Here is a 12,278-nt window from a genome sequence, read left to right as displayed (position 1 = left end):
TCGTCCTACTTTTTCAGCAGCGGGCACTTCGATTCGGAGACCGGTCGGAAGGCGTCCTCGCCTTTGACGGTCTTGACGATATCGAGGTAGTCCCAGGGCTCCTTCGACTCCGACGGCTTCTTGACCCGGGCCAGATACATGTCGCGGATGACGCGGCCGTCCTCGCGCAGCTTGCCGCCGTGTACGAAGGTGTCTTCGATCGGAATTGCGCGCATTGCCGCCATTACCTTGGCGGGATCGTCGGTGCCAGCCGCCTTGATGGCCTTCAGGTAGTGCAGCACGGAGCCGTAGACGCCGGTCTGAATCATGGTCGGCATCACGTTGGTCCGGGCAAAGAACTTCTTCGACCAAGCCCGCGTCTTGTCGTTCATGTTCCAGTACGACGCTGTGGTGAGATAGGTGCCTTGCGCGGCTTCAAGCCCGATGGCGTGAACGTCGGTGTCGAACATCAGCAGGCCAACCAGTTTCTGGCCGCCTTTGCCAAGACCGAATTCACCAGACTGCTTGATCGAATTATCGGTGTCCTGGCCAGCATTGGCGAAGGCCACAACTTCGGCTTTCGAGCTCTGAGCCTGCAGCGCGAAGGAGGAAAAGTCGGCGGTATTGGTTGGGTGGCGCACGCTGCCGAGCACCGTGCCGCCGCCTGCCTTGATGAAGCGCGTGGCGTCCTGTTCGAGCTGGTTGCCGAAGGCATAGTCAGCCGTAATGAAAAACCATGATTTGCCGCCCTCGGCGATCACAGCCGAAGCGGTGACCTTCGACAGCGCATAGGTATCGTAGGTGAACTGTACAGTGTTCGGGCTGCACAGCTCGTCGGTGATCGAGCTGGCACCCGGACCCGACAGTAGCGCAATCCTGTTGCGCTCACGGGCGAGATTGTGAACGGCGATGGCAATCGCCGAGTTCGGAATATCGGCGATGGCATCGACCTTGCCTGCGTCGAACCAGTTGCGCGCGATCTGGACGCCGACATCCGACTTCATCTGGTGGTCGGCGCTGACGATCTCGATCGGCTTGCCGAGAACGGTGGGCCCGAATTCCTCAACCGCCATTTTCGCGGCTTCGACCGAACCGGGACCGCTGTTGTCGCGTCCCCAGCTCGAGAGGTCCGTGAGCACGCCGATGCGGACCACGTCGTCGGAAATCTGTGCGGAAGCGGCGGATGTCCAAAGCGTGAGCACGGCTGCGCACACCAGCAACTGGCGTTTCATATGTCTCTCTCCCCAATGCGGCCTTTTGCCAGGCCTTCATTCGATCGTTGCCAGCGAATTAGTTATTAGCGAAAGAGTTTGTCAATAGCGAATTATGACAGGGCGTGCTTGCGGCAACGCGATAGCGTCTCGCGTGCAGTGCGATGTTCAGCCGACGAGGAATGCAGATAGTTTGGCGCGGCTTGTACCGCTATTGCCGCTTATGACTCGCATTCACCGCGATCGCCGCAGCCGCGGTGCGGTTCTCGACGCCGAGCTTGGCGTAGATCTGCTCCAGGTGCTTGTCCACGGTGCGTGGGCTGAGACCGAGGATCTGCGCGATGTCGCGGTTGCTCTTGCCCTTGCTGAGCCAGGTCAGCACCTCGCCCTCGCGACTGGTGAGGCCGAGCTCCTTGCTGAACTCCGCCGGCACACTGGCGGTGGATTCCTTTGCGAGGCGCAGCAGGAATTCGTTGGGGCCGACCTTGCCCATATATTGCAGCCGCAACTGATCGTTATGAGGAAAGGACGCCGAAGTCCCCGCCTTCGAACCGGATACGCCGCTTTGTGCCTGGCGGAGCCACTGCAGCAAGGGCGGCGGCAATACCAGATCGTCGTCGACGCCAGCGGCGAGATTATCGGCCAGCAGCTTTTGCGCCTGCGGGGTTGCCCACAGAATGCTGCCATCGCCATCGACCGCCAGCAGGAAGCGACCGGAGACGTCGAGCGCCGTGCGCGCGCTCTGGGTCAGCCGCGCATTGGCAAGATGGACGCGGATCCGCGCGATCATTTCCTCGATCACGATCGGCTTGGTCACGTAGTCGACGCCGCCGACTTCAAGGCCGCGCACGATGTGTTCGGTCTCGGCAAGCCCGGTCATGAAGATCACCGGCACGTCGCTGATCCCGGCGTCGCGCTTCAGGCGGCGGCAGGTCTCGAAGCCGTCCATGCCGGGCATCACGGCGTCGAGCAGGATGATGTCCGGGGTAATCTGTTCGACGATGCGCATCGCTGCGGCGCCGTCCATAGCCACCATCACGGTCATGCCGGCGCCGTCCAGCGCGTCGGTGAGGAGCCGCAGGGTCTCCGGGGAATCGTCCACGACGAGCGCGATGTCGCGCTTTTTCGGATCAATGTTCATGGCTGTGCAACGTCTTCAGCGTGGCCATGTACTGGTCGAGATCGAAGCGGTCGACCAGCGAGCGCATCTGCGCCACGAAGTCGGCCTGCTCGGGATGATCGCTGTCGATCTCGTCGAGCTTCAGCTGGATGGCGCGGATGTAGCCCATCTGGCCGAGGCTCATGAGCTCTTCCACATGCCTGACGGCGGGGCGTGGGCCGCTCGGTTTCCAGGGCGCGACCGGAAGCTGGCCGCGCTCGTATTGCCATTCGATTTTCAGGAGTTGTCCGATCAGTTCGAGCAGGCGGGGGATATCGATCGGCTTCATCAGGTAGCCGTCGTGAAATGGCTGCGCCAGCGGCGCACCGTGCGCCTCCAGCGCGCTGGCCGAGACCATCAGGATGCGCGCCTGGTGGTGACCGGTCGCGCGCAGGGTTTCCGCTACAGTCCAGCCGTCCATGCCGGCCATGGAAATGTCGAGCAGGAACAGGTCGGGCCGGCAATGCTGCGCCAGATTGAGGCAGGCGGGGCCGTCAGGCGCACTGAGGAGAATGAAGCCCAGCGGCGTCAGCACTTCGCGCACCAGGTCGCGCTGGGTCGGATCGTCGTCGGTGATCAGGATCGTCTTGCGCGGGCCGTGATAGCCGAAGATCGGCGCATCCACCGGTGCAATCCGGGTCGGGTTGGTGACTTCCGACAGCAGCATCTTGACCCGGAAGGTGCTGCCGGCGCCCACCATGCTGGTTACGCGGATGTCGCCGCCCATCACGCCGGCCAGGAGCTTGCTGATGGTCAGCCCGAGACCGGTGCCGGTGTGCGGTTGCGACACGCCCAGCGCGCCGCGCTCGAACGGCGCAAAGATGCGCTCCAGGTCGTCGGCGCGGATGCCCGGACCGGTGTCGATCACCTCGAACTCGGCGACCGGGCTGCGATAGTGGATGACGAACTGGACGCTGCCGGCTTGCGTGAACTTGATGGCGTTGGACAGGAGATTGATCAGGATCTGGCGCAGGCGCTTCTCATCGGCATAGACCACTAGCGGCAATACGCCCGGCCGCCGGAACACGAAATCGATGCCCTTCGCCGTGGCCTGCAGGCGGAACATGCCGACCAGCTGATCGAGAAAATCGGTGAGGCGGACCTCGTCGCGCGACAGATACAGCCGACCGGCTTCGATCTTGGAGATATCCAGAATGCCGTCGATAAGCCCCGACAGATGGTCGGCGCTGCGCTTGACGACCCGGACCTGGTCGCGCGGCTTGTCCAGCAGGCTGGCGTCCTGCTCCAGCAACTGCGCGTAGCCGCTGATGGCGTTGAGGGGCGAGCGCAGTTCGTGGCTGAGGCCGACGACGTAGCGGCTTTTCGCCAGGTTGGCGGATTCCGCCACTTCCTTGGCGCGCTGCAACTCGGCGTCGGTGCGCTTATGGGCATCGATTTCCTGCATCAGCAATGTGGTCTGGCGCAGCGTCTCGGCCTCGGCGGCGCGGCGGCTCTGTTGCGCCAGCACGAACAGCCAGGCGACCACGCCGATGATGATGGTCAGCGCAAAGAACACTTTCCACAGCACATCGGAGATCTGCAGGTTATCGGCGTGTGCCGACGCCGAAGTCTGCAGGTAGATCAGCGCCAGCGTCAGCGCGACCAGTCCGGCCGACAGGGCGAATACGCCGAGGTAATGGCCGAGCTGCGAGTTGATCCGCGCATAGATCGGCTCCGGCAGCAATTTTCCCAATGCCACCGAGACCTGCGCCTGGATCCGCGCATGTGGCTTGCAGAGGTCATGGCAGCGGGCATCCAGCGAACAGCACAGCGAGCAGATCGGGCCTGCGTAGGCTGGGCAATGCGCCATGTCCTCGGGTTCGAACGAATGCTCGCAGATACAGCAGGGAATCACCGGCAGGTTCTGCCAGGCGCGCTTCGGCTTTCGCGCGATGTAGTATTTGCCGTCTGTGGCCCAGGCGATGACGGGGGCGGTTACCAAAGCCGTGACCAGCGCGACGAACGGCGACAGCGCCTTCGCGGTAGAGCCGAACAGGCCGTAGAAAGCGCTGATCGAGACCACGGTGGCGACCAGCATGGCGCCGACGCCGACCGGGTTGATGTCGTAGAGATGCGCGCGTTTGAATTCCATGTGCTGCGGACGGAGCCGGAGCGGCTTGTTGATCACGAGGTCCGCGACCAGCGCGCCGACCCAGGCGATGGCGACGTTGGAATACAGCGCCAGCGTCTGTTCGAGCGCCTTGTAGACGCCGATCTCCATCAGCAGCAGCGCCACAAGCACGTTGAACACCAGCCAGACCACGCGGCCGGGATGGCTGTGGGTGAGGCGGGAGAAGAAGTTCGACCAGGCGATCGAGCCGGCATAGGCGTTGGTGACGTTGATCTTGATCTGCGACAGGATCACGAAGGTCCCGGTCAGTGCCAGCGCCAGGTCCGGCTGCGACAGCACATAGCGGAAGGCCTGCAGGTACATATGCGCGGGTTCTGCGGCATGTTCGGCGGTGACGCCGTGGCTGAGCGCGAAATAGGCCAGGAACGAACCGGCCAGCAGCTTCAGCGCGCCGACCACGATCCAGCCGGGGCCGGCGCACAGCATCGCCACCCACCACGAAGCCTTGGCGCTGCGGCGCTCGCGCGGCAGGAAGCGCAGGAAATCGACCTGCTCGCCGATCTGGGCGACCAGCGAGAACACCACCGAGGCGGCGGTGCCGAACAGCAGCAGATCGAGATGCCCCGCGGGGTCGCCGTGTTCGCCGGGAAACTTGGTCCATTCGACGAAGGAGTCGCGGCTGCTCCAGGCTATCGCCGCGAAGGGCAGGATATTGAGGATGAACCACAGCGGCTGGGTCCACAGCTGGAAACGGCTGATCAGCGTGATGCCGTAGATCACCACCGGGATGATCACCACTGCGGAAATCAGGTAGCCGATCGGGCGCGGGATGTCGAAGCACATCTCCAACGCGGTCGCCATGATGACGGCCTCGATGGCGAAGAAGATGAACGTGAAGGAGGCGTAGATCAGCGAGGTGATGGTCGAGCCGATATAGCCGAAGCCCGCGCCGCGGGTCAGCAGATCGATGTCGATGCCGCATTTCGCCGCCTGGTACGCGATGGGCAGGCCGCAGCAGAAGATAATCAGGCTGACCACCAGGATCGCTGCGGTGGCATTGGTGACGCCGTAGTTGATGGTGATGGTGCCGCCGATGGCTTCCAGCGCCAGGAATGAGATGGCGCCGAGCGCGGTATTGGCGACCCGGGTCGATGACCAGCGGCGCGCGCTCTTTGCGGTGAACCGCAGCGCGTAATCCTCAAGAGTCTGGTTGGCGACCCATTGATTGTACTGGCGCCTGACGCGGTCGATCCGCTGTCGCCCTGCCACATTCCGCTCCTGACCAGTCACGCTACGCAGTTGCGCCTTGGCAAAAACCTACGTCGCCATTTTGCGGTGCAGTATACGCGTTCTCACGTATCTGTGCATCGCACAACTTCACCCATGCTTGCCTTACCAATAGGCGTCCTCGAAACAGGTGGGGTTGACATGTCAGACGAGAAGAAACCGGGCCTACATTCGCCGTTGCGGCGAAAATTGCTGATGGGCATGGCGGCGCTGCCCGCATTGACGATGCTTCCGCGCCCATCTTTTGCGCAGTCGCCTGCGACTTCGGCGGTCAACACCACCGGCCTGGCGGTGACCGATACGGAAGTCACCGTCGGCATCCTGCATTCCGCGACCGGCACCATGGCGATCTCGGAAACCGGCTCGATCGAGGCCGAGAAGCTGGCCATCGAACAGATCAACGCCATGGGTGGCGTGCTCGGTCGCAAGATCAAGTTCATCCAGGAAGACGGCGCCTCGGACTGGCCGACTTTCGCCGAAAAGGCCAAGAAGCTGCTGGTCAACGACAAGGTCGCCGCCATCATGGGCTGCTGGACCTCGGCGTCGCGCAAGGCCGTGCTGCCGGTCATGGAGCAGTATAACGGCATGCTGTATTACCCGACCTTCTACGAAGGTCTGGAGCAGTCCAAGAACGTGATCTACACCGGCCAGGAAGCCACCCAGCAGATCCTCGCCGGCATCAACTGGATCACCAAGGAGAAGGGCGCCAAGTCGTTCTACTTCATCGGCTCCGATTACATCTGGCCGCGCACCTCGAACAAGATCGCGCGCAAGCACATCGAGAACATGCTCAAGCTCAAGGTCGTGGGCGAAGAGTATTTCCCGCTCGGTCACACCCAGTTCAATTCGGTCATCAACAAGATCAAGCTGACCAAGCCGGACGTGATCTTCACCGACGTGGTCGGCGGCTCCAACGTCGCCTTCTACAAACAGCTCAAGGCCGCCGGCATCGATCTCAACAAGCAGACGCTGCTGACCATCTCGGTCACCGAGGACGAAATCGACGGTATCGGCGGCGAGAACATCGCGGGCGCCTATGCCTGCATGAAGTACTTCCAGTCGCTGAAGAACGACAACAACGCCAAATTCGTCCCGGCCTTCCACAAGATGTGGGGCGAAAAGACCGTGATCGGCGACGTCACCCAGGCTGCGTATCTGGGACCGTGGCTGTGGAAGCTCACCGTCGAGAAGGCCGGCTCCTTCGACATCGACAAGGTCGCAGCGGCGTCGCCCGGCATCGAGTTCAAGGGCGCGCCGGAAGGCTATGTGCGGATCCACGAGAACCATCACCTGTGGTCCAAGACCCGCGTCGGCAAGGCGCGTCTCGATGGCCAGTTCGACGTGGTCTACGAGACCGCCGACCTGGTCGAGCCGGATCCGTTCCCCAAGGGCTACCAGTAAGAGCCTCACTTCTCCCAGACGCGGACGACCTATCCGCGAAAAACGACCCCGCGTCGCTTGCGACGCGGGGACCCTTTCCCACGGAGGACGGATCCATGTTCGGCGAGTATTCGATTGGCGATCTCGGCGCCATTTTCGCGATGCAGGGTTTTGCCGGGCTGATCCTGTTCTCGGTCTATGTGCTGATGGCGCTCGGCCTCGCGATCATTTTCGGCCAGATGGGCGTCATCAACATGGCGCACGGCGAATTCATGATCCTCGGTGCCTACGTCACCTGGATGACTTCGAACTTCTTTCAGACGTTTTTGCCGTCGCTGTTCTCCGGCTACTTCTTCGTCGCCATGATCCTGGCCTTCATCGCCTCCGGGGCGCTGGGCATGCTGGTGGAATGGGCGCTGATCCGGCATCTCTACAAGCGCCCGCTGGATACGCTGCTGGCCACCTGGGGCCTCAGCCTGATCCTGCAGCAGGCCTATCGTTCGATCTTCGGGGCTCGCGAAGTCGGCGTCGAACTGCCGCAGTGGATGATGGGCTCGCAGCGCGTGACCGACACCATCGAAGTGCCGATCAATGGCATCTTCGTGATGGGGCTGACGCTGCTGATCACCATGGCGGTCGCCTGGATCATGTACAAGTCGCGCTGGGGCCGCCAGGTCCGCGCTGTCGTGCAGAACCGCGTGATGGCCGGCGCCGTCGGTATCAATACCGAGCGTGTCGACTGCTACACGTTTGGCCTGGGTTGCGGCATTGCCGGCATCGCCGGATCGGCCTTCACCATGATCGGCTCGACCGGGCCGACCTCCGGTCAGCTCTACATCGTCGACACCTTCCTCGTCGTGGTGTTCGGCGGCGCCGCCAGCCTGGTCGGCACCATCGCCTCCGCCTTCACCATCTCGCAGGCGCAATCGACCATGGAATTCTTCATGTCCGGTTCGATGGCCAAGGTGCTGACCCTGCTGGCCGTCGTCGGAATCCTGATGCTGCGCCCGCAGGGCCTGTTTGCTCTCAAGGTCCGCAAGTAACCATAAAGGGCTGAAGCCAATGTCCGACAATGCGCGTCTCGTCAATCGGCCGGAACTTCTCGGCATCCTCGCGCTCGCAGTCCTGCTGGTGGTGATCCTGCCGCTGACGCTCGACGTGTTCCGTCTCAACCTGGTTGCGAAGTACCTCACATATGCGTTCGTGGCGGTCGGGCTGGTGATCTGCTGGGGCTATGGCGGCATTCTCAGCCTCGGCCAGGGCGTGTTCTTCGGCCTCGGCGGCTACTGCATGGCGATGTTTCTCAAGCTTGAAGCGTCCAGCCCGGAAAACACCAAGATCCAGTCGACGCCCGGTATTCCGGATTTCATGGACTGGAATCAGATCACCGAACTGCCGTTCTTCTGGAAGCCGTTCCACAGCCTGACCTTTACCGTGATCGCCATCATCGTGGTGCCGGCATTCTTCGCCTTCGTCATCGGCGCCGCCATGTTCAAGCGCCGCGTCGGCGGCACCTATTTCGCCATCATCACCCAGGCGGTGGCGGCGATCCTCACCATCCTGATCGTCGGCCAGCAGGGCTACACCGGCGGCATCAACGGCATGACCGACCTGCGCACCCTGAAAGGCTGGGACATCCGTCCGGACCACGCTAAGATCGTGCTGTATTTCTTCGAGGTTGCCTGCCTGTTCGGCTGCATCTTCGTCGCCCAGTTCATCCGTCGCTCCAAGCTCGGCCGCATCCTGGTGGCGATGCGCGACAAGGAGGACCGCGTGAGGTTCTCCGGCTACAGCGTCGCCAACTTCAAGATATTCGCCTTCTGCGTCGCTGCAATCTTTGCGGCGATCGGCGGCGCCATGTTCGCGTTGCAGGTCGGCTTCATGTCGCCGTCCTTCGTCGGCATCGTGCCGTCCATCGAGATGGTGATTTACACCGCGGTCGGCGGCCGGCTGTCGATCCTCGGCGCGGTCTACGGCACGCTACTGGTCAACTTCGCCAAGACCAGCTTCTCGGAATCCTTTCCCGAACTCTGGCTGTTCGGGCTCGGCGGCCTGTTCATCGCGGTGGTGCTGGCATTCCCGAACGGGCTTGCCGGGATCTGGAGCGATTACGTGCAGCCGCGCATCGACCGGCTGCTGCGCAGGAAGGATTCGAAGAAGAACGGCTGGACCGATACCTCGGTCGCCGATGGCGCCCCGGCAGAGTGAGGAGACGAACATGCTGATCGGTCACCAGCCCAAGGATTTCCTGCTCGCGGTGGAGGGACTGACTGTGTCATTCGATGGCTTCAAGGCCGTCAACGACCTCTCCTTCTACGTCGAGGAGAACGAGATCCGCGTCATCATCGGGCCCAACGGCGCCGGCAAGACCACGGTGCTCGATCTGATCTGCGGCAAGACCAAGGCCACGTCGGGCGCCATCCATTTTCGTGACAAGGACCTCACGAAGATGAAGGAGAACCAGATCGTCCAGGCCGGTGTCGGCCGTAAATTCCAGACGCCGTCGATTTATGACGATCTCACCGTGTTCGAGAATCTGGAGATTTCCTTCCCGCGCGGCCGCAGCGTGTTCGGCGCGCTGACCTTCAAGCGTGACGCGGTGGTGCGCGACCGGGTCGAGGAAGTCGCCGAGATGATCTTTCTCAAGGATCGCCTCAACATGTCGGCCGAATTGCTCAGCCACGGCCAGAAGCAGTGGCTGGAGATCGGCATGCTGCTGATCCAGGACCCGGACCTCCTGATGCTCGACGAACCGGTCGCCGGCATGAGCGTCAGCGAGCGCATCAAGACCGCCGAATTGCTCAACACAATCATCAAGAACCGGTCGGTTCTGGTGATCGAGCACGATATGAAGTTCGTCGAGGACATCGCCCACAAGGTCACAGTCCTGCACCAGGGCCAGATACTGTCGGAAGGCTCGATGGAGAAGGTCAAGAACGACCCGAAGGTCATCGAAGTTTATCTGGGGCATTGAGGATGATGATGCGGTTTGAACTTGCGACAAGCGCGGTTTCACCTCTCCCCGCTTGCGGGGAGAGGTCGGATCGCGCGCGCACCGCGCGCGATCCGGGTGAGGGGGAGTCCGAGAGTCTCTCTGGCTGCCCCTCACCCCAACCCTCTCCCCGCAAGCGGGGAGAGGGAGCTTACGGCGCCGTTGGATACTTTGGAGGCCATCATGCTTGCGATTAACGATCTCCACGTCGCCTACGGCCAGAGCGAGGTGCTGCACGGGCTCAACATCGCTGTGCAGCCCAACGAGATCGTCGCGATCATGGGCCGGAACGGCATGGGCAAGACCACGCTGATGAAGTCGCTGATGGGCATCGTGCCGACCAGAAGCGGTTCGGTAAAGATGGAGGGCGCCGAACTCAGCGGGTTGAAGAGCTATGAGCGGGTCTACAAAGGACTAGCCTACGTGCCGCAGGGCCGCATGATCTTCTCGCATATGACGGTCAAGGAGAATATCGAGACCGGCCTCGTCGCCTCCGGCGAAAAGGACGTGCCGGCCGATCTTTATGAGCTATTTCCGGTGCTGCTGGAAATGAAGGGCCGCCGCGGCGGCAACCTGTCCGGCGGACAGCAACAGCAGCTCGCCATTGCGCGTGCGCTCGCCACCAAGCCGAAGGTGCTGCTGCTCGATGAGCCCACCGAAGGCATCCAGCCGTCGATCATCAAGGAGATGGCGCGGACGCTGAAGCGCATCCGCGACACCAAGGGCCTGTCGATCATCGTGTCCGAACAGGTGCTGAGTTTCGCGCTCGACGTCGCCGACCGCGTGCTGGTGATCGAGAACGGCGAGATCGTCCGCGATGAGGCACGCGAGGGGATCGATGCCGCGCAGATCGCCAAATACCTGTCCGTTTAATTATTCGCCAGCCTATTCGCCAAGCCGTGTAACCGAAGGGGAGCTATCGATGCCAGAGACCATCATCAAGGTCGATTTGACGCAGTCGGCCTATGACAACGACATGATCCACAACCGCTGGCATCCCGACGTGCCCATGGTGGCGTGGGTCAATCCTGGCGATGATTTCATTGTCGAGACCTATGACTGGACCGGCGGCTTCATCAAGAACAACGATTCCGCAGACGACGTGCGCGATATCGATCTGTCGATCGTGCACTTCCTGTCCGGCCCGATCGGCGTCAAGGGCGCTGAGCCGGGCGATCTCCTGGTCGTCGATCTGCTCGATGTCGGTCCGATGAAGGACTCGCAATGGGGCTTCAACGGCTTCTTCTCCAAGCAGAATGGCGGCGGCTTTCTCACCGACCATTTCCCGCTGGCGCAGAAGTCGATCTGGGACTTCAAGGGCATGTTCACGTCGTCCCGGCACATCCCGGGCGTGAACTTTGCAGGGTTAATCCACCCCGGCCTGATCGGCTGTCTGCCCGATCCGAAACTGCTGTCGACTTGGAATACACGCGAACAGGCGCTGATCGACACCAACCCGACCCGCGTTCCAGGCCTCGCCAATCCGCCGTTCGGCCCGACCGCCCATATGGGCCGGCTCAAGGGCGAAGCCCGCGACAAGGCCGCGGCCGAAGGCGCGCGCACCGTACCGCCGCGCGAACACGGCGGCAATTGCGACATCAAGGATCTGTCGCGCGGCTCGAAAGTGTACTTCCCGGTCTATGTACCGGGCGGCGGTCTCTCGATGGGCGATCTGCACTTCTCGCAGGGCGATGGCGAAATCACCTTCTGCGGCGCCATCGAGATGGCGGGCTGGCTGCATATCAAGGTCGAGGTCATCAAGGACGGTGTGGCGAAATACGGCATCAAGAATCCGGTTTTCAAGCCGTCGCCGATGACGCCGAACTACAAGGACTTCCTGATCTTCGAAGGCATCTCGGTCGATGAGGCCGGCAAGCAGCATTACCTCGACGTCCACATCGCCTATCGTCAGGCGTGCCTGAATGCGATCGAGTATCTGAAGAAGTTCGGCTATTCCGGCGCCCAGGCCTATTCGATCCTCGGCACAGCGCCGTGCCAGGGCCACATCTCCGGCGTTGTCGACGTGCCCAATGCCTGCGCCACGCTGTGGCTGCCGACGGAGATCTTCGACTTCGATATCAATCCGTCGTCGCTGGGCCCGATCAAGCACATCGACGGCTCGATCCAGATGCCGCTGTCGCAGGACAAATAAACGACGTCGTTCCGGGCGCGGTCGCATTCGTACGACCGCGTCCCGGA

At 62.1% G+C, this 12,278-nt stretch carries 9 protein-coding genes; 6 read left to right on the top strand and 3 right to left on the bottom strand.

Annotated features, from left to right (window positions below):
* Positions 1 to 5 precede the first annotated feature (5 nt).
* From ACUXVA_RS27685 to ACUXVA_RS27675, 3 genes are all read right to left on the bottom strand, one after another.
* Entirely contained in the window at positions 6 to 1,211 is a 1,206-nt protein-coding gene (locus tag ACUXVA_RS27685; RefSeq protein ID WP_265082734.1) for an ABC transporter substrate-binding protein, read from the bottom strand.
* Positions 1,212 to 1,401: 190 nt separating this feature from the next.
* Positions 1,402 to 2,331, bottom strand: coding sequence for a response regulator (locus ACUXVA_RS27680; protein WP_265082735.1), 930 nt, complete (start codon positions 2,329 to 2,331; stop codon positions 1,402 to 1,404).
* Positions 2,321 to 5,689, bottom strand: a complete 3,369-nt coding sequence (locus ACUXVA_RS27675) for a hybrid sensor histidine kinase/response regulator (protein WP_265082736.1) — start codon at positions 5,687 to 5,689, stop codon at positions 2,321 to 2,323. Before ACUXVA_RS27675 ends, ACUXVA_RS27680 begins: the two co-directional genes overlap by 11 nt.
* A 159-nt stretch (positions 5,690 to 5,848) precedes the next feature.
* On the opposite strand from ACUXVA_RS27675, the gene urtA reads away from it, so the two are divergent.
* The 6 genes from urtA (at position 5,849) to fmdA (ending at position 12,231) form a co-directional block, all read left to right on the top strand.
* Positions 5,849 to 7,108 (top strand): urea ABC transporter substrate-binding protein, encoded by a 1,260-nt coding sequence (gene urtA / locus ACUXVA_RS27670; RefSeq protein WP_265082737.1) that lies wholly within the window; start codon positions 5,849 to 5,851, stop codon positions 7,106 to 7,108.
* 95 nt (positions 7,109 to 7,203) lie between these two features.
* Positions 7,204 to 8,130 (top strand): urea ABC transporter permease subunit UrtB, encoded by a 927-nt coding sequence (gene urtB / locus ACUXVA_RS27665; protein WP_265082738.1) that lies wholly within the window; start codon positions 7,204 to 7,206, stop codon positions 8,128 to 8,130.
* A gap of 19 nt (positions 8,131 to 8,149) precedes the next feature.
* A complete protein-coding gene (urtC, locus tag ACUXVA_RS27660; protein ID WP_265082739.1) occupies positions 8,150 to 9,295 on the top strand; it encodes an urea ABC transporter permease subunit UrtC in 1,146 nt (381 codons plus the stop codon).
* A gap of 10 nt (positions 9,296 to 9,305) precedes the next feature.
* Complete coding sequence (gene urtD, locus ACUXVA_RS27655; protein WP_265082740.1) at positions 9,306 to 10,061, top strand: urea ABC transporter ATP-binding protein UrtD; 756 nt, start codon at positions 9,306 to 9,308, stop codon at positions 10,059 to 10,061.
* A gap of 201 nt (positions 10,062 to 10,262) precedes the next feature.
* Entirely contained in the window at positions 10,263 to 10,952 is a 690-nt protein-coding gene (urtE, locus tag ACUXVA_RS27650) for an urea ABC transporter ATP-binding subunit UrtE (protein WP_265082741.1), read from the top strand.
* A gap of 49 nt (positions 10,953 to 11,001) precedes the next feature.
* Entirely contained in the window at positions 11,002 to 12,231 is a 1,230-nt protein-coding gene (gene fmdA / locus ACUXVA_RS27645; RefSeq protein ID WP_265082742.1) for a formamidase, read from the top strand.
* The last annotated feature ends 47 nt before the right edge of the window (positions 12,232 to 12,278 follow it).

Source organism: Rhodopseudomonas sp. RCAM05734 (assembly GCF_052658035.1).
The sequence above is the reverse complement of the archived record's forward strand: the minus strand, read 5'-3'. Positions and strand labels throughout refer to the sequence as shown.